This is a genomic window from Streptomyces sp. NPDC023157, from assembly GCF_055560575.1.
The window spans coordinates 185,118-204,771 of record NZ_JBVHIL010000002.1 but is presented as its reverse complement, the minus strand read 5'-3'; the positions used below and the strand labels follow the sequence as shown (position 1 = coordinate 204,771).

17 protein-coding genes and 2 riboswitches are annotated in these 19,654 nt (G+C 72.2%); of the genes, 5 read left to right on the top strand and 12 right to left on the bottom strand.

All coding sequences use genetic code 11. The features are described 5' to 3' along the window. Positions 1-38: 38 nt before the first annotated feature. A riboswitch (cobalamin riboswitch) is annotated at positions 39-239 on the bottom strand. A 35-nt stretch (positions 240-274) separates the two neighbouring features. Beyond that, positions 275-2,605 (bottom strand): 5-methyltetrahydropteroyltriglutamate--homocysteine S-methyltransferase, encoded by a 2,331-nt coding sequence (gene metE / locus ACZ3ZE_RS06725; RefSeq protein ID WP_467257747.1) that lies wholly within the window; start codon positions 2,603-2,605, stop codon positions 275-277. Between the two features lie 164 nt (positions 2,606-2,769). Continuing rightward, positions 2,770-2,992: riboswitch (cobalamin riboswitch) on the bottom strand. A 237-nt stretch (positions 2,993-3,229) separates the two neighbouring features. Between metE and ACZ3ZE_RS06720 the strand changes: the two genes are divergently transcribed. Next, entirely contained in the window at positions 3,230-4,876 is a 1,647-nt protein-coding gene (locus ACZ3ZE_RS06720) for an alpha/beta hydrolase (RefSeq protein WP_467257745.1), read from the top strand. Between the two features lie 94 nt (positions 4,877-4,970). Here ACZ3ZE_RS06720 and ACZ3ZE_RS06715 read toward each other — a convergent pair whose 3' ends face one another. Both ACZ3ZE_RS06715 and ACZ3ZE_RS06710 read right to left on the bottom strand, forming a co-directional pair. After that, on the bottom strand, positions 4,971-7,100 hold the full coding sequence (locus ACZ3ZE_RS06715) for a LamG-like jellyroll fold domain-containing protein (protein WP_467257742.1): 2,130 nt from the start codon (positions 7,098-7,100) through the stop codon (positions 4,971-4,973). 174 nt (positions 7,101-7,274) lie between these two features. Next, positions 7,275-7,721 (bottom strand): DUF1772 domain-containing protein, encoded by a 447-nt coding sequence (locus ACZ3ZE_RS06710; RefSeq protein WP_361628082.1) that lies wholly within the window; start codon positions 7,719-7,721, stop codon positions 7,275-7,277. A gap of 91 nt (positions 7,722-7,812) precedes the next feature. On the opposite strand from ACZ3ZE_RS06710, the gene ACZ3ZE_RS06705 reads away from it, so the two are divergent. Then, positions 7,813-8,391 (top strand): TetR/AcrR family transcriptional regulator, encoded by a 579-nt coding sequence (locus ACZ3ZE_RS06705; protein WP_361628079.1) that lies wholly within the window; start codon positions 7,813-7,815, stop codon positions 8,389-8,391. A gap of 55 nt (positions 8,392-8,446) precedes the next feature. Here ACZ3ZE_RS06705 and ACZ3ZE_RS06700 read toward each other — a convergent pair whose 3' ends face one another. After that, positions 8,447-9,121, bottom strand: a complete 675-nt coding sequence (locus tag ACZ3ZE_RS06700) for a class F sortase (protein WP_467257739.1) — start codon at positions 9,119-9,121, stop codon at positions 8,447-8,449. 96 nt (positions 9,122-9,217) lie between these two features. Then, on the bottom strand, positions 9,218-9,781 hold the full coding sequence (locus ACZ3ZE_RS06695) for a sortase (protein ID WP_467257737.1): 564 nt from the start codon (positions 9,779-9,781) through the stop codon (positions 9,218-9,220). Between the two features lie 331 nt (positions 9,782-10,112). Between ACZ3ZE_RS06695 and ACZ3ZE_RS06690 the strand changes: the two genes are divergently transcribed. Together ACZ3ZE_RS06690 and ACZ3ZE_RS06685 are read left to right on the top strand one after the other, a co-directional pair. Continuing rightward, positions 10,113-11,177 (top strand): right-handed parallel beta-helix repeat-containing protein, encoded by a 1,065-nt coding sequence (locus tag ACZ3ZE_RS06690; RefSeq protein WP_467257735.1) that lies wholly within the window; start codon positions 10,113-10,115, stop codon positions 11,175-11,177. Positions 11,178-11,231: 54 nt separating this feature from the next. Further along, positions 11,232-12,275 carry a methyltransferase gene (locus ACZ3ZE_RS06685; protein ID WP_361170824.1) on the top strand — a complete coding sequence of 348 codons (1,044 nt, stop codon included), beginning with the start codon at positions 11,232-11,234 and terminating at the stop codon, positions 12,273-12,275. Between the two features lie 90 nt (positions 12,276-12,365). Here ACZ3ZE_RS06685 and ACZ3ZE_RS06680 read toward each other — a convergent pair whose 3' ends face one another. The 7 genes from ACZ3ZE_RS06680 to ACZ3ZE_RS06650 form a co-directional block, all read right to left on the bottom strand. Next, positions 12,366-12,698 (bottom strand): TcmI family type II polyketide cyclase, encoded by a 333-nt coding sequence (locus ACZ3ZE_RS06680; protein WP_361170827.1) that lies wholly within the window; start codon positions 12,696-12,698, stop codon positions 12,366-12,368. Positions 12,699-12,760: 62 nt separating this feature from the next. Then, complete coding sequence (locus ACZ3ZE_RS06675) at positions 12,761-13,240, bottom strand: SRPBCC family protein (protein ID WP_361170830.1); 480 nt, start codon at positions 13,238-13,240, stop codon at positions 12,761-12,763. A gap of 1 nt (position 13,241) precedes the next feature. Next, entirely contained in the window at positions 13,242-13,499 is a 258-nt protein-coding gene (locus ACZ3ZE_RS06670; RefSeq protein WP_361170833.1) for an acyl carrier protein, read from the bottom strand. Between the two features lie 27 nt (positions 13,500-13,526). After that, positions 13,527-14,771: a ketosynthase chain-length factor gene (locus tag ACZ3ZE_RS06665; RefSeq protein WP_361170836.1), complete on the bottom strand. Its 1,245-nt coding sequence runs from the start codon at positions 14,769-14,771 to the stop codon at positions 13,527-13,529. After that, positions 14,768-16,036 carry a beta-ketoacyl-[acyl-carrier-protein] synthase family protein gene (locus ACZ3ZE_RS06660; protein ID WP_361170839.1) on the bottom strand — a complete coding sequence of 423 codons (1,269 nt, stop codon included), beginning with the start codon at positions 16,034-16,036 and terminating at the stop codon, positions 14,768-14,770. The genes ACZ3ZE_RS06665 and ACZ3ZE_RS06660 overlap by 4 nt, the downstream gene beginning before the upstream one ends. Then, a complete protein-coding gene (locus ACZ3ZE_RS06655; protein ID WP_361170842.1) occupies positions 16,033-16,503 on the bottom strand; it encodes a cupin domain-containing protein in 471 nt (156 codons plus the stop codon). The genes ACZ3ZE_RS06660 and ACZ3ZE_RS06655 overlap by 4 nt, the downstream gene beginning before the upstream one ends. A gap of 73 nt (positions 16,504-16,576) precedes the next feature. Then, positions 16,577-17,701 carry a SchA/CurD-like domain-containing protein gene (locus ACZ3ZE_RS06650; protein WP_361170845.1) on the bottom strand — a complete coding sequence of 375 codons (1,125 nt, stop codon included), beginning with the start codon at positions 17,699-17,701 and terminating at the stop codon, positions 16,577-16,579. Between the two features lie 235 nt (positions 17,702-17,936). Here ACZ3ZE_RS06650 and ACZ3ZE_RS06645 point away from each other — a divergent pair, with 235 nt between their 5' ends. Beyond that, positions 17,937-19,613, top strand: a complete 1,677-nt coding sequence (locus ACZ3ZE_RS06645; RefSeq protein ID WP_467257733.1) for an FAD-dependent oxidoreductase — start codon at positions 17,937-17,939, stop codon at positions 19,611-19,613. The last annotated feature ends 41 nt before the right edge of the window (positions 19,614-19,654 follow it).

Sequence of the window (19,654 nt, the reverse complement as noted above, 5' to 3'; positions counted from 1 at the left end):
GCGGAGCCTGTCGTACGGTGCTCCCCGGGCGACGGCGCGCGACGCCAGGGCCGCCAGCAGGTCTTCGGACTCGGGGTCGTCCGGACGGAGCGCCTTCCCGGACCCCTCGGGACCCAGTGGCCGATGCTCCGCCCGTCACCCTCACCGCTGCGCGTCAGCTCCGGATTCCCACCGGATTCCCTGACCCGTGCACATACCGTGGCGATACGTACAGAGGTACGACTGGCCCGGGCAAGTTACCACAGGCACCTTTTTCCTCCTGACGGGTCGTCCGTCAGGAGGAGAACCCGGTAAGGGACACCTCGTCGCGGACCGTACGGGCCGCCGCCACGAGGTTCTCCAGGGAGGCGCGGGTCTCGGGCCAGCCGCGCGTCTTCAGGCCGCAGTCGGGGTTGACCCAGAGCCGCTCGGCGGGGATCGCGTCGAGTCCCGTGCGGAGCAGGGCGGCGGCCTCCTGGGCGGACGGGACGCGCGGGGAGTGGATGTCCCAGACGCCGGGTCCGGCCTCGCGCGGGTAGCCGTGGGCGGCGAGTTCGCGGGCGACCTGCATGTGGGACCGGGCCGCCTCCAGGCTGATGACATCGGCGTCGAGGTCGTCGATGGCCTGGACGACGTCGCCGAACTCGGCGTAGCACATGTGGGTGTGGATCTGGGTGTCCGGCCGCACGCCGCCGGTGCTGAGCCGGAAGGCTTCGGTGGCCCAGGCCAGGTACTCGGGGTGGTCGGCGGCCCGCAGCGGCAGGGTCTCGCGCAGCGCGGGCTCGTCGACCTGGATGACGGAGGTCCCGGCGGCCTCCAGGTCGTGCACCTCGTCGCGCAGCGCGAGAGCCACCTGCCGGGCGGTGTCGGCGAGCGGCTGGTCGTCGCGGACGAAGGACCAGGCGAGCATGGTGACCGGGCCGGTGAGCATGCCCTTGACCGGCTTGGCGGTGAGGGACTGCGCGTACGCGGTCCAGCGCACGGTCATCGGCGCGGGGCGGGAGATGTCGCCGGCGAGGATCGGCGGGCGGACGTAGCGGGTGCCGTACGACTGGACCCAGCCGTGCCGGGTGGCGAGGTAGCCGGCGAGCTGCTCGGCGAAGTACTGCACCATGTCGTTGCGTTCGGGCTCGCCGTGCACCAGGACGTCGAGTCCGGTCTTCTCCTGGAAGGAGACGACCTCCTGGATCTCCGTCTTGATGCGCTCCTCATAGGCGACGGTGTCGATCCGGCCGCTTCGCAGGTCCGCGCGTGCGGCCCGCAGTTCGGCCGTCTGCGGGAAGGACCCGATGGTGGTCGTCGGGAGCAGCGGAAGCCCGAGGTGGGCCCGCTGGGCCGCGGCACGCTGTGCGTAGGACTGCGAGCGGCGCAGGTCCGCCTCGGTGACGGCCCGGACCCGGGCCCGCACGGCGGGATCGCGGGTGAGGGGGGAGGCGGCGCGGGCGGAGCGCGCACTCCGGTTGGCGGCCAGCTCGCCGCTGATGGCGTCGGTGCCCAGGGACAGGCCCCTGGCCAGGGCGACGACCTCGTCCGCCTTCTGCCGGGCGAAGGCGAGCCAGCCCAGGACCTGCGGGTCGACGTCCGTCTCGGCCGCGGCGTCGAGCGGGACGTGGAGCAGCGAGCACGAGGCCGACACGTCCACGTGGCCCGCGAGACCGAGGAGGGTGCCGAGGGTGGCGAGGGAGCTCTTCAGGTCGTTGACCCACACGTTGCGCCCGTCGACCACGCCGGCGACGAGCCGCTTGCCGGGCAGGCCGCCGACGGCCGCGAGTCCGTCGAGGTTCGCGGCGGCGGGCCCGGTGAAGTCGAGGGCGAGTCCTTCGACCGGAGCCTTGGCGAGCACCGGGAGGGCGTCGCCCAGCCGGTCGAAGTAGGAGGCGACGAGCAGCTTCGGCCGGTCTCGTGCGGCGCCGAGATCGCGGTAGGCCCGTGCGGCGGCGGCGAGTTCGGCGGGCCTGCGGTCCTGTACCAGGGCCGGTTCGTCGATCTGCACCCACTCCGCGCCGGCGGCCCGGAGGTCGGCGAGGACCTCGGCGTAGACGGGCAGCAGGCGGTCCAGCAGGGTCAGCGGCTCGAACTCCGCCGCCACGCCGGGGGCGGGCTTCGCCAGCAGGAGGTAGGTGACCGGTCCCACCAGGACGGGTCGGGCGGTCAGGCCCAGCGCGAGGGCCTCGCGCAGCTCCGCGACCTGTTTGGCCGAGTCCGTCGAGAAGACGGTGTCAGGACCCAGTTCGGGGACGAGGTAGTGGTAGTTGGTGTCGAACCACTTCGTCATCTCCAGCGGGGCGGTGTCCTGGGTGCCTCGGGCCATGGCGAAGTAGCCGTCCAGCGCGTCGGCGGCGACGGCGTCGCGATGGCGGCCCGGGATCGCGCCCACCATGACGGTGGTGTCGAGGACGTGGTCGTAGTACGAGAAGTCGCCGGTCGGCACTTCGGTGATGCCGGCGTCGGCGAGCTGCGACCAGTTCTTCCGGCGCAGTGCGGCGGCGGTGTTCCGGAGGGCGTCCGTGGTGACGCGGCCCTTCCAGTAACCCTCGATCGCCTTCTTGAGTTCGCGGTTCGGCCCCTGACGGGGGTAGCCGTACACGGTGGCCCGTGCTGCCGCTGCTGCGGACTTCGTGGTCACGGAGATCTCCTTCGCGAGATGAATCCCTGAGGTCCGGGGACCTGACGAGGGGCGAAGAGAGACCGGGGACAGGCGGATGCGCACGCGCGCAGCACGACACGCTCGTCCGCCTGTATGGTCGCCGACCCGCCCTCGAGGTCACCGGATGGCCACACACGGAATCGTCCGCGTGCGGGCAACGGGCAGGTCTTCGGACTCGCGGGCACGTCTCGTCGTACGAGACTCCTACTGGCCGTCGCTTCCCAGATCCGGTACGTCGGACCCAGTGCTGTGTGACGGCGGTCGTTCCCGCTCACCGCTGCGGGGCAGTCCCGGATTCCCACCGGGTTCCCTCTTACGACGCATCCCGCCTGGCGGACGGGGCGAACCAGCTGCGCTCTCACTCTAGACCACGGGCCACGCCGGCCGGCGGGTGAAGTCGGCACGGGAACGCCGGAGTTCACGTCACGACAGGCCCCACGGGATCAAGGGCCTTGTGGGAGTGGCTGGTTCTGTGCCATCGGTCAGGGTCGGGTCCTCCTTCAGAGGGAGAGGATGCCGTCCTTCGGGGGGATTCGGGCACGTCCCTTCTGAGCAAGGGTTCTTGGGCCAGAACGTCCACCTCCCGCGAGGATCTCCATCACCGTGCGAAGCAGACGAACGGCGTCCACCGTGGCCCTCGGCGCCATCGCGACGCTCCTTCCCGTACTCACCCCCGCCGTGGCCTCGGCGGCCGCACCGGCACCCCGGACCGCCGCCGCCACCCCCGCTATCCCTTCACCCGATCCGCTCGCGCGCTACGGGCACCAGAAACCGCGCTGGAGCCGCTGCGACGCCGAAGGACCGGCGGAGTACGAGTGCGCCACGATCAAGGTGCCCCTCGACTACGCCCGTCCGAACGGCCGCACGCTCGACCTGGCCGTGTCCCGGACGAAGGCGACCAGCGCCCGTGACCGGCGCGGTGTGCTGCTGCTGAACCCCGGCGGGCCCGGCGGACCGGGCCTCGACATGCCGGTCTGGATGGCGCCGATGCTGTCGGACGACGTGAAGAAGCGGTACGACCTGATCGGCTTCGACCCCCGGGGTGTCGGCCGGAGCAGCCCGGTGAGCTGCGGGCTGAACGACGCCGAGAGGGAGTGGCAACGCCCGTACCGGGCGGCGACGTTCACGAAGGACGTCCAGTGGGCCCGGACCGTCGCGGAGAAGTGCCGGGCGCGGAACGGCGTCGTCCTGTCGCACCTCACCACCCGCGACACCGCACGCGACATGGACGTCATCCGTGCCGTGCTCGGCGAGAAGAAGATCTCGTACCTCGGTTACTCCTACGGCACCTATCTGGGAGCCGTCTACACGCAGATGTTCCCGAAGCGCGCCGACCGGTTCGTGCTCGACAGCGCGGTCGACCCGGAGCGGATCTGGCGCGGCATGATCCAGATATGGGCCGAGGGGGCGGAACCGGCGTTCGCGCGCTGGACCGCCTGGGCCGCCGAGCGGAACGCGACGTACGGGCTCGGTGCCACCCCGGCCGAGGTCGGTGCGACCTTCTGGGCGCTGGTCGCCCGGGCGGACCGCGAGCCGATCGAACTCGACGGCGTCGCCCTGACGGGCGATGACATCCGCCTCGGGTCGCGGGCCGTGTTCTTCGACGTGGCGTACGCCGCCGAGGCGGTCGTACGGCTCAAGGACGCCGCCGAGGGCCGGACTCCGGCACCGGCCCGGCGCGGCACGCCGCCCGCCCCCGTACCGCCGGCCTTCGCGAGCGCCGCCGGCTCCCCGGCCGCGGCTCCCGCCGTCCCGGCGGACAACATGGACGCGGCCTTCTGGTCCGTGGTGTGCGCCGACACCCGCGCCTGGCCGCGCGACCCGGAGCAGTACCGGCGCGACGCGATCCGCGACAAGCGCAGGTACCCGCTGTACGGGGACTTCGCGTCCAACATCAAACCGTGCGCGTTCTGGCGGGGCGGGGCCGAGCCCGCCACCAAGGTGAACAACTCCGTCCCCGCCCTCGTCCTGCAGAACGAGTGGGACTCCCAGACGCCGCTGGCCAGCGGGCAGGGGCTGCGCCGGGTGATGAAGGGGGCCCGGATGGTCACCGTCCTCGGCGGCCAGGGCCACGGCGTCTACGGACTGGGATCCTGCGCCGACGCGACCGCCACCGCCTACCTGGTCACGGGCCGCCTGCCCGCCACCGACGTCACCTGCCGGACCCCGGCCGACCAGGCCCACCGCTCCGCCCCGCTCCCGCTGCCGACCCTCCCTCAGCGCCTCCCGATCGGGCAGGACCGCTTCTGACGGCGCCCTGACCGGCCCCTGAGGGCGGGACCCCGCGCCGCGGGGCCCCGCCCTTCCTCTTGGTGGTCAGGGGTGCACGGCCCGTCGGCGGGGCTCAGGCCGCGGGGGCCCTGAAGTGGCAGTTCGTGGAGATGGGCGAGGTGGTCGTGCCGTCGGTGGTGCGGACGCGCCAGCCGTACGCGTGGCCGGGGACGAGCTGGGGGACCGGGACGGAGACGGTGCCCTGGCCGCGGACCTTGGTGCTGGCCGAGCCGGCCGCGCCCATGGTGATCGGCTGCGGCAGGCTCTGGTCCGTGTTGTCCCAGATCGAGAACTCGGCCCACACCTCCTTCGACGGGTCGGGGTGGGTGACCGTCGCCGTCAGCGTCGGCGTGAGGGTGGTCGCCGTGCCGTAGTCGGCGCCGAAGGGGTCGAGGTTCTGGTGGCAGCCCTGGGACAGCGGCTCGCCCGCGACCTCGCGCAGCGCCGTGTTCCGGCCGGTCGGCGCCGTCAGCCTGCCGGCGTACGAGGCGATCTGGTCGTCGCGCAGCGGATAGCCGAAGGCGGCCACGCGCTGCACGGAGCCGTTGAAGTAGGCGTTGGAGGCGCCCTTCACCTTGTCGCGACCGACGACGAACGGGCCCGTGGCCGCCCAGCGGTCGGCGTCGGCGTGGACGGCCGTGGCCTTCTTCACGCCGTCGACGTAGAGGGAGACCGCGCCGGAGGTGGCGTCGTACACGCCCGTGAGATGGGTCCAGGTGCCGGCCGTGGCGCCGGGGGCGATGGCCTGGTCGACGCTCCACGTCGCGCTGTCGGCCTTCGGCAGGGCGAAGCGCCAGCTGCTGTCGCCCGGGTTGTAGAAGAGCATCATGCCGCTGATCGTCGTCCCGTCCTGGGACAGCACGACCGACGTGCCCGCGCCCGGGTTCACCTTCGCCCAGGCGGAGACGGTGAAGCTGCGGGTGGTGTCCACGACGGGCCCGGCCGCGCCGGCCGTACCGGTGGAACCGTCGAGCGCCAGCGCTCCGCCGTGCTCGCCCGGCGCCCAGGAGGCGCCGCCGGTCAGCGTGCCGTCGAATCCGGCGGCGCTGCCGTCGAGCCGCCAGGACGGCTTGCCGCCGCCCTGCGTGTGGCCGTACAGCGGCGTGTGGTCGGAGTAGCCGGTCGCGCCCGGCTTGCACGGGTCGGGGACGCTCGACGGCGTCGTCCTCGTGCAGGCCGGCTGGACGGAGATCCGGTAGTCCGTCTGGTCCGCGAAGTCGGTCCGGGAGTCGCAGCCGGTGAAGCCGCCGGTGGCGAAGAGGTAGTCGATCTTCGAGGTCGTGTACCCGGCGTACGACAGGATCCCGCCGTTCGCGTCCTTCGTCACGCCGTCGAGGGTGAACTTGGTCGGCTCGTCGGAGGCGTCGCCGGTGCCGTACGCCCGCTGGTCGCACTCCGACATCAGGCGGTAGAGCGGCTGGAGCCGGTCCTGGAGCCGGGTGTTGAAGTCGCCGCCGAGGACGACGGACGGGAACTTCCCGACCACGTCCGCGACCGTCGCGATCTGGTCGGCGTAGTACTGGTCGGCCTGCGCCTGCGTCAGCTTGAGCGGGACGTCGGCCCCGAAGTTGGACACGTGCGTCGTGCACACGTGGTTCTCCCAGCCGGCCACCTCCACGCACAGCACGCTGCCGCGCCCCATCGCCAGACCGAGCGGAGTGGTGAAGTCCGTCTCGGTCTTCCACGTCATCCGGCCCTTGACGCCGATGGCCACCCCCAGCGTGCCGGACAGCGAGCCGCGGCACTTCGAGCCCTGCGCGTCGATGAACTCGACTCCCGGCACGTCCGGTTCGTACGTGTCGCCCGGGCGCGTCCCGCCGGCGAGCGCGAACGTCCAGTCGGAGCCCGGGTCGTCGGCCTCCAGCTTCGCCTCCAGCGGGACGAGGTGGCTGACCGAGCACACCTCCTGGAGCATGACCACGTTGAGGTCCCGCTCCTCGACCAGCTGGGCGATGCCCTCGATCTTCTTGCCGGGCACGTTGCGGTACGGGCAGTAGCCGTCGTCCGTGGCGATCCGGCCGCCCGCCTCGCCGCAGATGTTCCAGGTCATCGCCCGGACCGACTCCCGGGTGGTGGCCGTGCCGCCCGCGTCCCCCGGGACCGTCGTGACGGCGGCGGCGGGCGCCGCCTGTCCCGTGAGCAGGACGACGGCCGCGAGGACCGTCGCCATGATGTGCAGCCCGTGGGCCGCGATTCTTCTCATGAGTCGTCTCTTACCGGCGGACCTGTGGGGGTCCGCTCCTCCCCCCGCCCCGACTCCGGGGCGGTGGTCATGACTCTGTCAGCTCATCGGCGCAGGTCGACGGGCAGGGCGACGCGTGGGTCCGTCCGCGGGGTCCGTCCGCGGGTCGGCGTCCGAGGATCGCCGTCCGTGGGCTCAGGTGAGGGAGGTGACCAGGAGGGTGAAGGCGCCGATGATGACGGCGACGCGGACGTAGTGGAAGCGGTCCCAGCGGTTCGACTGCTCCTTCCAGTCGGCGGGCCGGTTCTCGGGGGTCCAGGTCTTACCGCGGTTGTTGATCGGGACGAGGATCAGGACCGAGATGAGCACGCTCACGATCAGCAGCGCGGCGGCGATGACGACGAGGCCGGCGCCGGGGCGGTCCCATCCGGCGACGGCCCAGACGGCGCTGAGGACGAGCGACGTGATGTACCAGAACGGCATCAGCGCGCCGAGCATCCGGCCCCCGTGGGCGCGGCCGAGCAGGCCGCTGTCCTCGGGGAGCGCGTTGAAGATCGGGTTGAGGACGAAGGCGACGGAGAACTCGACTCCCACCATCAGGCCGACGATCACGGTGGTGAAGACCTCGAGTGCGTTGAGCATGATGACCCCTCCGAGGATCTAGCAGTGCTAGGTGATGAGGCAACGCTAGTACTGCTGCCGCTCGATTGTCTAGCGGTGCTAGGATCGCGGCATGTCGGTACAAGAACGCAAGCAGCGCGAACGGGCGGACCGCGAACGCCTCATCGTGGCGACGGCCCGCGAACTCGCCGAGCAGCAGGGCTGGGACGCGGTCACCACCCGTCGGCTCGCCGAGCGCATCGAGTACAGCCAGCCCGTCCTCTACAGCCACTTCCGCGGCAAGCGCGAGATCATCGGCGCCGTCGCCCTCGAAGGCGCCGCCGAGATGGCCGCGGCGGTGCGGGCCGCGACAGCCTCAGCGGACGGCCCGCGCGCCCGCGTCGCGGCCCTCGCCCGCGCGTACCTCGGCTTCGCCGAGGACAACCCGGCGGTCTACGACGCCATGTTCCAGCTCGACGGAGGCCTGGCGTTCGCGCACGAGGACACCCCGGAGCCGTTGAAGGACGCCTTCGCCGCCCTGCTGGAAAGCCTCGGCGAGGTCGCGGGGGAGGGCGTCCACCCGGCCTTGTTCACCGAGCTGTTCTGGGCGGCCCTGCACGGGCTGGCCACCCTGACCCGGGCACGACGACTCCCGCCGGAGGACACCGAGCGGAGGGTGGAGCTGCTGGTGGACCGGCTCGCCGTGGTCTGACACCCCGCCGCGGCGGGGCGGCCACGAAGGCTGGGCAACGGATCCCTCCGAAGGGCTACCGCACCGCGCTCAGCGTCGCGTAGACGACGGTGTTGGCCCGGTAGCCGGTGGTCCTGGACCAGCTGCCGCCGCAGGTGATCAGACGCAGTTCGGGGCGGGTGGAGCCGGCGTAGACCTTGTCGTCGGGGAAGTCGTCCTTCGCGTGGACCTCCACCGCGTCGACCGTGAAGAGGGCCGTACGGCCGTCCTGGCGGTCGACCGCGATCTCGGCGCCCTTCTCCAGGGCGCCGAGCCGGTGGAAGACGGCCGGGCCCGTAGGAGTGTCCACGTGCCCGGCCACGACGGCCGTCCCCCGCGAGCCCGGGGCGGTGCCGTCGGCGTACCAGCCGGCCAGGGCGGGGGCCGTCGCGGGTGGCGGTCGCAGGGCGCCGTCCGCGTCCAGCTCCAGGCGCGCCAGGAAGGCGTCGACCGCGATGGCCGGGATCCGGATCCGTACCGGGTCCGACGCGGGCAACGGCCCGGGGCGGGGACCGTTCCGGGCGGTGCCGGGAGCCGGCCGTGCCCCGGCCGGCGCGCCGGCCTGGGCCGCCGTGGGCCGTGGCGGGTCGTGGTCCCGCAGCGCGCCGGCCATCAGCAGGAATCCGAAGAACGCGATCCAGGCGAGCGTCCTGAACGAAGGGGCGCGCCGGGGCGGCTCGCCGGGGGTCTCGGGCCTGGAACCTTGCCTCATGGTGGTGATGCCTTTGCTCGGGCCGGGAGCCCGCCGGCCCCCGGCCACCTCGAGGGGTGCCGGGGGCCGGGGGCGCGGGCCGGGGCGGACGTACCGTCAGGCCGAGGTTCCCGACCGTGCGGAGCGCCGGCGCAGGCGGACCACCCCGCCGGCCACGGCTCCGCCCAGCAGCAGTGCGCCCAGGGCGAGCTGGGTGGGGTTGCCGCTGCTCTCCTCGGCCCCGGCGGCCCAGCCGAAGCCCGCCTCGACGGCACCGTGCGGACGGCCGGAGATCTGGTACGTGACCGTCTGCTTGATCCGCGGCGGGCACTTGAGGGTGACGGTGTCCGTGCCCGAGGCGGCGCCCTCGGGTACCTGGAACTCGCCCACCAGGACGCCCTTCCGGTCACCCGGCAGGAGGTGGAACTTGCCGCCCACCTCCGACTCGCCCTTGCCGTAGGTCTCCTTGCCGCAGGCGGTCGTGGTGACGGTGACGGTGGAACCGGGGAAGGCCCTCCGCGGGTTGATCCGGACCGTGCCGGCGGCATCCACGGTGGTGGCCGGGCCCGCGGCGCCGGCGTCCCAGTCGGAGCTCCCGTCGACGGCCAGGGCGGAGGGGGTGGAGAGGGCGAGGGCGAGGACGACCAGGGCGACCGGCAGACCGCCACGTGCGAGACGCATGATTCTCTCTTTCTGCGGAGCTTTCCCGGCCGGCCTGTCTGCGCGGCGCCTGTGCTGTGCTCCGTGCACGAGGCAAACGCCCGCCGGTGATCACCGCAACACGAGAGGCGCGAACCGGTGTCCGCCGGTAGGGTTGCGCTCCCTCCCGTCCGCTGACGTCGCCGCAGGTCACAGTGGATCATGCGCCGCCGCACACGCGAGGGCGCCGGAGCGGCGAACGGGTTAGCGCCCGCCCGGTGCGCGAGGGCGCACTGGGACCTTCCGGGGGACATGCGGCCCACCCGGGGGATCAGCGGTGGCAGACCGGAACACCCCCTCATAACTTCGCCATATGACAAAGCGACAGATCGCCAGCCTCGCCTGCGCCGTGACTCTCGCGGGCTCCGGCCTGGGCGCCGCCGCCCCTGTGGCGGCCGGCAGTCCGACGGTGCACCGGGTGAAGCCGGGCGAGTCGATCCAGAAGGCCGTGGACGCCGCCGAGCCGGGGGACACCGTCGTCCTCTCGCCCGGCACCTACCGCGAGAGCGTCCACATCACCACCTCGAACCTGACCCTGCGGGGCTCGACCGTCTTCCCCACCGTCCTCACGCCCGGCAAGGCCGCCGACGGCACCTGTGCCCGGGCCGGCCACGGCATCTGCGTGACCGGAAAGGACGGCGCTCCCGTCAAGGGCGTCACCGTGCGCTCGCTGACGCTCCAGGGCTTCGCCAAGAACGGCCTGTGGGCGTCGCGGACCGACCGCCTCAAGGTCGACCGGGTGACCGCCGAGAAGAACGGCAACTGGGGCATCGCCCTGGAGCGGTCCGTCCGCGGTGTGCTGACCCGCAACACCGCCCGGGACAACGCGGACGCCGGACTGTTCGTGTCCAACACCGTCGACTCCGAGGCCGGGGCCGTCGACACCGAGGGGACCCGGATCAGCCACAACCGGCTCTCCGGCAACCGGGTCGGCCTCACCGTGCGGCGCCTGCGGAACCTGACCGTCGACCACAACGAGGCCACCGGGAACTGCGCCGCGGTCTTCGTCGTGGGCGACGAGTCCACCCCGCGCGCCGGCGCGATGAGCCTGCGCCGCAACTACGTCCACTCCAACAACAAACACTGCCCCAAGACCCCCCGGCTGCCCTTCCTGCAAGGCTCGGGAATCGTCCTCACCGGCGCCGAGGAGACGCTGGTGACGCAGAACCGGATCGAGGACAACGTGGGCACCTCGCCGCTCTCCGGCGGCATCGTGCTGTTCAAGAGCTTCGTCGGCGCCCTCAACGAACGCAACGACATCCGCGACAACGTCGTGCTGCGCAACGGCTCGGCCGACCTGGCCAACCGGGACACCGGCAAGGGCAACACCTTCCGCGGCAACACCTGCGGAGTCTCGGAACCCGCGGGCCTGTGCTGACCGGCCGGCCCCCCTCCCCCCACCCACGGCACCACCGCACAGACAAGGCGACAGATGACGACTGTTGATCCGGCGACCGTCGAACCGGCCACCCCACCGCCCATGCGGCTGCGGGAGCTCGTCTTCGGGGCGGCCTGCGCCGCCGCCGTACGGGCGGCCGCCCGCCTGGGCGTGGCGGACGCCCTCGGAGACACACCCATGACCGTGGAGGACCTGGCGGCGGCGGTGAAGACCCAGCCGCGGACACTGCGGCGCCTGCTGCGCGCACTGTCCTGCCAGGGCGTGTTCACCGAGCACCCCGACGGGACCTTCGCGCACACGGAGATGTCCCGGCTGCTGCGCGAGGACGACCCGCAGAGCCTACGGTACATCGCGCTGTGGTGCACCGAGCCGTGGACCTGGGACGTGTGGCCGAAGCTGGACGAGGCGGTGCGCTCCGGCCGCAACGTCTTCGAGGACGTGTACGAGCGGGAGTTCTTCGCCTATCTCAACGAGGACGCGCCCGAGTCCGCGTACGTCTTCAACCGGGCCATGACGACGTCCAGCCGGCAGTCGGCCCAGGACGTCGCCGACCTGCTCGACCTCCACGGCGTGTCGTCGGTCGTGGACATCGGGGGCGGCCAGGGGCACGTCCTGGCGAGCCTGCTGGAGAAGCACCCCGGTCTGCACGGCACCCTGCTCGACCTGCCGAGGGTGGTGGAGAACGCAGATCCACGCCTGCGGGCGGGCGGCGCGCTGGCCCCCCGGGTCCGCATCGTGCCCGGGGACTGCCGCGTCGACATCCCGGTCCAGGCGGACCTCTACATCATCAAGAACATCCTGGAATGGGACGACGACAGCACCCGCAGGGCGCTGGCCAACGTCCGCAAGGCGGCGCTGCCCGGCGCCCGTGTCGTCGTGATCGAGAACCTCGTCGACGACACGCCGTCGATGCGGTTCACGACGGCCATGGACCTGCTGCTGCTCCTCAACGTCGGCGGTGCGAAGCACACCCGGCAGAGCATGGTCGACCGGCTCACGGACGCCGGTCTGGCCATCGGCGAGATCCGCCCGGTCAACGCGTACCTCCACGCCTTCGAGTGCACCGTCCCCGCCTGACGGCAGCGCGACCCGAGGCCGCCCGCTCCGCGTCTGTCGCGGGGCGGGCGGCCTCGGGTTCCGCTGCCGTGCCTGCGCACGGGAGGGAGGTCAGGGACGGGCGTCCCGCTCCCAGCGGTAGAAGCAGTGCGCCATGGCGTCCTTGGGACTGCGCCAGGTCTCCGGGTCGTACGCGCTGACGTACGCCGACAGCTTCTCGCTGGTGTCCCGGAACTCCGGGTGCCCCGTCAGCTTCGCGATGGCGGGCGCCGGGTCCCGCTCGGACTCGATCAGGTGCAGATAGACGTCCCCGAACTGGAAGAGGCTGCGCCGGGTGACGCCGACCAGGTGGGGGAGTTCGCCGCGGTCGGATGCGGCGAACACGTCGGCGATCGCCGGCGCCGAATCGGGTGCCATGCGGGCGACGATCAAGGCGTGGTGCATCGAGCGTCCTTCCTGGGTGTACGGGTGTACGGGCCGGTGGCTCCGGACCGTGCGGGTGCGTGTCAGCCGGGCAGGACCGGAGCGCCCCGGCGGTCGCGGGCGACCTGCTCGATGCGGTCCCGGATGAGGGCCATCTGGGTGCGGGAGTTGTTGTTGATGTTGTCCGTCATCCAGGCGTCGTCGACCGGAGCGTCGGGCTTCATCGCGAAGTCCTGCACCCAGCGCATGCGGACGCCGGCCGGTGTCTCCTCGTACTCCCACCGGATGTCCATGTGCGCGAAGGGCCCGGTCTCGACGCGGCGGGCGCGGACGGTCCGCCCGCGCCGGTCGACGGTGCGCTCCGACACCCAGCTCCAGACCTTGCCCGCGTCGTCCGGGTGCATCGTCAGGCGGAAGGTGGTGGTGTCGCCCTCGCGGGAGAGCACCTCCAGGGCGGCGTACTCGCTGAAGAGGCTCGGCCAGTTCTCGATGTCGTTGGTGATGTCCCAGACGAGGTCGAGCGGGGCGTCGATGGTGATGGCGTTGTCGGTGTGTCCGGACACGTCAGACTCCCGTCTTGAGTGCGTTGTTGACGAGGGTGACGAACGCTCCGGGCGTCTTGCAGCGCTCCGCGTCGGTGGGCAGCGAGATGCTGTACTCGTTCTCCAGCTCGCCGACGATGCCGAGCAGGCCGAGCGAGTCGAGGCCGTGGTTGCTGAAGGGCGTGTCGGGCGCCTTCTCGAGCTCCTCGGGAGTGACGGTGACTCCGGCCGTCTTCATCAGCCTGGCCAGCTCTTCGAAGGTCAGTGCGGTGCTCATCATGTGGGTGCTTCTCCTCCCCGCCCGGTCCTACCGGGCGGATTCGTCACCGCGGCGCACGACCAGCGCCGCGTTGGATCCCATGAGTCCCCTGCTGAGGACGAGGGCCGTGCGCAACTCGGCGGGGCGAGCGCGGGACATCACCAGATCGAGGTCGTGGCTGATGTCGAACACGTTGGGGGTGGGGGGTACCAGGCCCTGTTCCATCGCGAAGACGGCCGCCGCGACGTCGAGGACGGGCGCCCCGCAGTAGGCCCGGCCGATCCCGGTCTTGGGCGCGGTGACCGGCACGCGGCCGGCGTGGGCGCCCAGGGCGTCGGCGATCGCCAGTGCTTCGGCGCGGTCCGCCGCCGGTACGCCCAGGGCGTCGGCGAAGACCACGTCGATCTCCTCCGGGGCGCACCCGGCCTCGTCGAGGGCGTCACGGACGGCGCGGGCCAGTCCCTCGCGGGACTCCTCCCAGCGGGAGGCGCCGGTGAACGTGGCGCCATGGCCGGCCACGAAGGCCTGGACGGCCGCTCCCCGGTCACGGGCCCGGGTCTCGTCCTCCACGACGAGCATGGCGCCGCCCTCCGCCGGGACGAAGCCGCAGGCCCCGGTGGTGAAGGGGCGGTAGGCGCGGTCCGGGTCCTCCACGGTGCTGAGCTCGGGGTATCCGAGCTGGCAGACCATCGAGTACGGCGCGAGGGGTGCCTCGGCGGCGCCGACGATCACCGCGCCCGTGCCGCGCCGTACGGCACGGGCCGCGTGGGCGACGGCGTCCAGACCGCCCGCCTCGTCGCTGGCGACCACTCCGCACGGCCCCTTGAAGCCGCTCCGGATGGAGATCTGGCCCGTGCTCGCGGCGTAGAACCAGGCGATGGACTGGTAGGGGCCGACGAACTTGGACCCCTGCCCCCACAGCTTCTGCAGCTCGCGCTGGCCGAACTCGCCGCCGCCGGACCCGGCGGCCGTGACCACCCCGACGTCGAAGGGCTCCTCGGGGTCGTCGCCGAGGCCGGCGTCGTCGAGGGCCATCGAGGCCGCGGCCATCGCGTAGTGGCTGAACCGGTCGGTCTGGACGACGAAGCGCTCCTCGATGAGGGACGCGGCCTCGAAGCCCCGGACCTCGCCCGCGACCTTCAGGGGCAGGTGCTCGCACCCCTCGCGGGTGATCCGGTCCAGAACGCCGACCCCTTCCCGTACCGACTTCCAGTACGCCTCGGAGCTCAGCCCGTTGGGGGCGATCACACCGATGCCGGTGACGACCGCGCGCCGTGGTCGGTGACTGCTCATCGTGACCTCCCTCCCGGCCCGGTCAGGAGGACCGCGGACTGGAAGCCGCCGAATCCGCTGCCCACGGAGAGCACGTTCCTCAGCTTCCGCGAGCGGGCGGTGCGCGGCACGTAGTCCAGGTCGCACTCGGGGTCGGGGGTCTCGTAGTTCGCCGTCGGCGGCACCACCTGGTGCTTCAGCGCCAGGACGCAGGCGACGACCTCTATCGCGCCGATCGCGCCGAGCGAGTGCCCCACCATGGACTTGATGGAGCTCATGGGGGTGTCGTAGGCGTGGGCGCCCAGGGAGCGCTTCACGGCGGCGGTCTCGTGCCGGTCGTTCTGCCGGGTGCCCGAGCCGTGCGCGTTGACGTAGTCGATCAGCGTCGGGTCGAGCCGGGACTGGTCGAGCGCGGAGTCGATCGCCCGGGCCATCTCCAGCCCCTCACCGGTCAGCCCGGTCATGTGGTACGCGTTGCCGAAGGTGGCGTAGCCGCCGATCTCGCAGTAGATGTGCGCACCGCGGGCCCTGGCGTGTTCGTACTCCTCCAGGACGAGGACCGCCGCGCCCTCGCCCATGACGAACCCGTTGCGGCGGTCGTCGAAGGGCCGGGAGGCGTGCTCGGGGTCGTCGTTGTCGGGCGACGTCGCCTTGATGGCGTCGAAGCAGGCCATGGTGATCGGGGATATCGGAGAGTCCGACGCGCCGGCGATGCAGACGTCCGCCCGGCCCTCCTGGATGGTGTGGAAGGCGTAGCCGACGGCGTCGAGGCCGGAGGTGCAGCCGGTGGAGACGGTCTGCACCGGGCCTCGGGCGCCGAACTGTTCGGCCACGAGCGAGGCGAGCGTGCTCGGCGAGAACGCCATGTGCAGCTTCGGCTCGGCAGCGCGGTGGTCCACGTCCCACCGCTGCCCGCCCTCGCTGACCAGCACGTAGTCGTGTTCGAGCCGGGTGGTGCCGCCGACGGCGCTGCCCAGGGAGACGGCGACGCGCCAGGGGTCCTCCGTGTCGGTGTCGAGCCCGGAGTCCTGTACGGCTTCCCCGGCGGCGACCAGGGCGAACTGGATGTACCGGTCGGCGTGCCGGCTCACCTCCGGGTCCAGGCCGTGGGCCGCCGGATCGAAGTCGCACTCGGCGGCTATGCGTGAGCGCAGGCCGGCCGGGTCGAACAGGGTGATGCCGCGGGTCGAGGTGCGGCCGGCGGCGAGGAGGTCCCAGAACGCCTTCGCTCCGGTGCCGCCCGGAGCGACCACACCGATGCCGGTGACGGCCACTCGCCGGGTCACTCGATGGCCCCGCTTCGCTCGGACACCTGGACCGGGTCGTGCACGGTCAGGTGCGGCCCCGCCGCGGCGAGCTCGCCGTCCTCGGCGACCTCGGTGTCGACGTGGCCGAGGCTCGGCCGTGGGGCGAGCGGGCCCAGGTGGAAGACCATGCGGGCCTCCACGTCACCGACGTTGCGGAACCGGTGCCGCATGTCGATGGGGATCAGGAGGCCCTGGTCGGTCTGCAGCCCGAACGTCTCGCCGTCCAGGTCCACTTCGAGCGCGCCCGAGACGACGTACACGAACTCCTCGGAGTACGGGTGGTAGTGCTCACCGATGCGCTCTCCGGGCGCGACGATCGCCAGGCCCATGAAGCCGCTGGTGGAACCCACGGTGGCCGGCGTGAGCATGGCCCGCAGGTCACCCCCGCGCCTGCGGTTGGGTTCCGTCTCGCTCAGGGAAACGATGCGAGGACGCTGCTTGAGCATGGTTGTTACCTCCGGTGGGGAAGTGGCGTGCGGGGTGAACGGCCGCGGCCGGGGCCGCGGCCGGGGCCGCACGTCAGGAAACCGCCGAGCTGCGGTCGGTGACGGGCAGCATGTCGGCGTGCGACAGGAGACGGTTGATGTTGCGCTCCGTCTCCAGGGAGCCCTCGACGCCGATCGCGGCACCGTCGAGGAGTCGTTCCAGCTCGGCGGCGGTCCCGGGGCCCTTGAGGCCCAGCGAGGCGACCGGGTCGGCGTCGAGCTCGCCGGTGAGGTCGACGAGGCGCACCACGATGTCGTCGCGCTGGAAGACGGTGCTGCCGTACACCGGGCTCGTCGGGTCGTCCGCGGCGGCCGCGTCCTGATGGGCGAGCAGCCTGGCCAGCTCCATCCCGAGGCCTTCTTTGGCCGGGTAGTACAGCGCGTGACGCCGCACGTCGCCCGGCGCCGGCCGGCCGGACACCACGTGGTGCACGGCCGGGAGCGCGGCCCGGGTGAAGAAGACGCGCGCCGACTCGGGGTCGGTGAGGTCCCGGTCCTGCTCCAGGTACGGGTTGATCGCCTCCTCGACCGCGCGCACCTCGGGCTGGCGGGCGACGTGGCGCAGCGCCGCCAGGAGGTCGCCCTCCACCTCCACGGCCCGCACGACGCGGTTGCCGTGCATGAACAGCGAGGTGCGGCGCAGCCGGGTGTTCTCGTCGACCTGCGCCTCGGGCGACTCGTACCCGGCCAGGAGCTCCGCGACCTTCGACTCGGAGCCCGGCTTGACGGTGAACGTGAGGGCGTGGCGCGCCGCCCCGTCACCGACGCGGGCGGACACCTGTCGGCGCGACGCCGCAGACTCGGGCTTGAGCGGCTGGCTGGGGCCGGTCTCCCTGAGGATGCTGTAGCGCATCGACCGGGTGTCCCGGACGCAGCTGTGCATCGGCTTGACGGTTTCCACGTGCTCTTCGCTGTTCACCCAGGCGAGGAACGGCGGAGCGCTCTCCCACTCGCTGGTGATGAGCCACTGCGAGGGGTTCTCGATCGACTGGCAGAGCTGGTCACTGATGTGACCGGGTACGGACGCGACCTGCTTGCACATGAGCTCGTACGCGTCCAGGAACTGCTGCTGAGCACCTTCGTACAGATCGAGCAGCAGGATCACCCGCAGCCTCGAGCCGTCGAACGCCGACTGCGAAATACGTCCGGGGATGGACATCCAGCGCACCACTTTCTCTTCCGCGGGGGAGGGGCGGGGAGGACCGTCGGGCCCGAAGGCCCGGAGTCGTCATGTGCCGATCGTTGGGTGAGGGCGCGATCCGCGCGAGCCCCACGGGGCACCTGAGTGAACTCCTGGTTCATTCAGGTGCCCCGGAGGCGCGATCCGGCCCGTAGAGGGCAGGCATCTGCAGTCCACCCCTGGCTTGCGTCGCAGGCGACGCTGGAGGCGCTCAATGAACCGAATCGAAAAGGCCGGCGACGCCGGTCACCGCACGCCCGTCCTCATCGTCGGCGGCTCGCTGGTGGGCCTCGCCACCTCCCTGTTCCTGGGGCGTCTCGGGGTGCCGCACACGCTCGTCGAACGGCATCGGGGCACCTCGTTCCACCCCCGCGGGCGCGGCAACAACGTGCGCACGATGGAACTGTTCCGCGGCGCCGGTGTCGAGGAGCGCATCCACGACGCCGCGGCCGTCCTGGCGCGCAACAACGGCATCCTGCAGACCCCGAGCCTGGTGGGCGACGTGGGCGAGTGGCTGTTCAAGGAGATCGACCCCGGTGGCGGGGTCGCCCGGTTCAGCCCCGCCGGATGGTGCCTCTGCAGCCAGAACGACCTCGAACCGGTACTCCTCGACAGCGCCCGCGAGCTCGGCGGAGACCTGCGGTACTCCACCGAGCTGATGTCGTTCGAGCAGGACGCCGAGGGGGTGACCGCCCAGGTCAAGAGCCGTGACACGGGCGAGCACCACACGATCCGCGCGGACTACCTCGTCGCGGCGGACGGTCCGCGCAGCCCCGTCCGCGAACGGCTCGGCATCGGGCACAACGGCCCGGGCGACCTGTTCCACAACGTGAGCGTCACCTTCGTGTCCCGGGGCCTCGCGGACGTCGTCGGCGACCGGCGATTCGTCGTCTGCTACCTGACGAACCCGGACGCCGACGGGGCCCTGCTGCCGGTCGACAACCAGGAGCGCTGGGTGTTCCACGCGCCCTGGCACCCCGAGAACGGCGAGTCCGAGGAGGCGTTCACCGACGAACGCTGCCGGGACCACATCCGGCGGGCCGTGGGAGTGCCCGATCTCGACGTGGAGATCACGGGCCGAGCGCCCTGGCACGCGGCCGAGCGGGTCGCCGAACGGTACGCGGACGGCCGGGTGTTCCTCGCCGGCGACTCGGCCCACGAGATGTCGCCCACCGGGGCGTTCGGCTCCAACACCGGTATCCAGGACGCGCACAACCTGGCCTGGAAACTGGCCGCCGTCCTCGGCGGATGGGCCGGCCCCGGCCTGCTGGAGACCTACGACGCGGAGCGCCGGCCCGTCGCCGAGGCGACCAGCTCCCGCGCCTCGGCACGCTCGGTCGAGCACAGCCACCCCGGATACACCCCCGCTCCCGAAGCCGCCGGCCCCGGCGCCGGGGGACGCAAGGGCGGGATCCTCAACGCGGCGCTCGGCTACCGCTACCCCCGGGGCGCGGTCCAGGGCGCCGACCAGCAGGTTCCGGTCGTCCCCGACGGCCTGCGGCTGACCGGCGAGCCCGGCACCCGGGCACCCCACCTGTGGCTGCACCGCGGCGGAGACCGGGTCTCCACCCTCGACCTGTACGAGCGGTCGATGGTGCTCCTGAGCTCCGCGGACGGCACCGCGGACGGCGCCGGAAGCTGGCACACCGCGGCGCGGAACGTCGCGGCGCGGCTCGCCGTACCGGTCGACACGTACCGCATCGGCGCCGGTCCCGACGCGGAGCTCTCCCCGGAGGGCGAGACGGACTGGGCGGCACTCCACGGCGTGACCACGGACGGCGCGGTCCTCGTCCGCCCCGACGGATTCGTCGCCTGGCGGTCCGAAGGCGCGGTCGCGGATCCCGAAGAGGCCCTGCGGCAGGTCCTCACGGCGGTCCTGGACCGGGACTGACCGCTTCCCGCCTCCCCGCCGGACGGCTGTCCGGGGCGCCC

Bases quoted from the DNA above. Each gene is read 5' to 3' on its own strand.
- ACZ3ZE_RS06715 (WP_467257742.1), bottom strand. From the start codon at position 7,100: ATGAGAAGAATCGCGGCCCACGGGCTGCACATCATGGCGACGGTCCTC.
- ACZ3ZE_RS06710 (WP_361628082.1), bottom strand. From the start codon at position 7,721: ATGCTCAACGCACTCGAGGTCTTCACCACCGTGATCGTCGGCCTGATG.
- ACZ3ZE_RS06705 (WP_361628079.1), top strand. From the start codon at position 7,813: ATGTCGGTACAAGAACGCAAGCAGCGCGAACGGGCGGACCGCGAACGC.
- ACZ3ZE_RS06700 (WP_467257739.1), bottom strand. From the start codon at position 9,121: ATGAGGCAAGGTTCCAGGCCCGAGACCCCCGGCGAGCCGCCCCGGCGC.
- ACZ3ZE_RS06695 (WP_467257737.1), bottom strand. From the start codon at position 9,781: ATGCGTCTCGCACGTGGCGGTCTGCCGGTCGCCCTGGTCGTCCTCGCC.
- ACZ3ZE_RS06690 (WP_467257735.1), top strand. From the start codon at position 10,113: ATGACAAAGCGACAGATCGCCAGCCTCGCCTGCGCCGTGACTCTCGCG.
- ACZ3ZE_RS06685 (WP_361170824.1), top strand. From the start codon at position 11,232: ATGACGACTGTTGATCCGGCGACCGTCGAACCGGCCACCCCACCGCCC.
- ACZ3ZE_RS06680 (WP_361170827.1), bottom strand. From the start codon at position 12,698: ATGCACCACGCCTTGATCGTCGCCCGCATGGCACCCGATTCGGCGCCG.
- ACZ3ZE_RS06670 (WP_361170833.1), bottom strand. From the start codon at position 13,499: ATGATGAGCACCGCACTGACCTTCGAAGAGCTGGCCAGGCTGATGAAG.
- ACZ3ZE_RS06665 (WP_361170836.1), bottom strand. From the start codon at position 14,771: ATGAGCAGTCACCGACCACGGCGCGCGGTCGTCACCGGCATCGGTGTG.
- ACZ3ZE_RS06655 (WP_361170842.1), bottom strand. From the start codon at position 16,503: ATGCTCAAGCAGCGTCCTCGCATCGTTTCCCTGAGCGAGACGGAACCC.
- ACZ3ZE_RS06650 (WP_361170845.1), bottom strand. From the start codon at position 17,701: ATGTCCATCCCCGGACGTATTTCGCAGTCGGCGTTCGACGGCTCGAGG.
- ACZ3ZE_RS06645 (WP_467257733.1), top strand. From the start codon at position 17,937: ATGAACCGAATCGAAAAGGCCGGCGACGCCGGTCACCGCACGCCCGTC.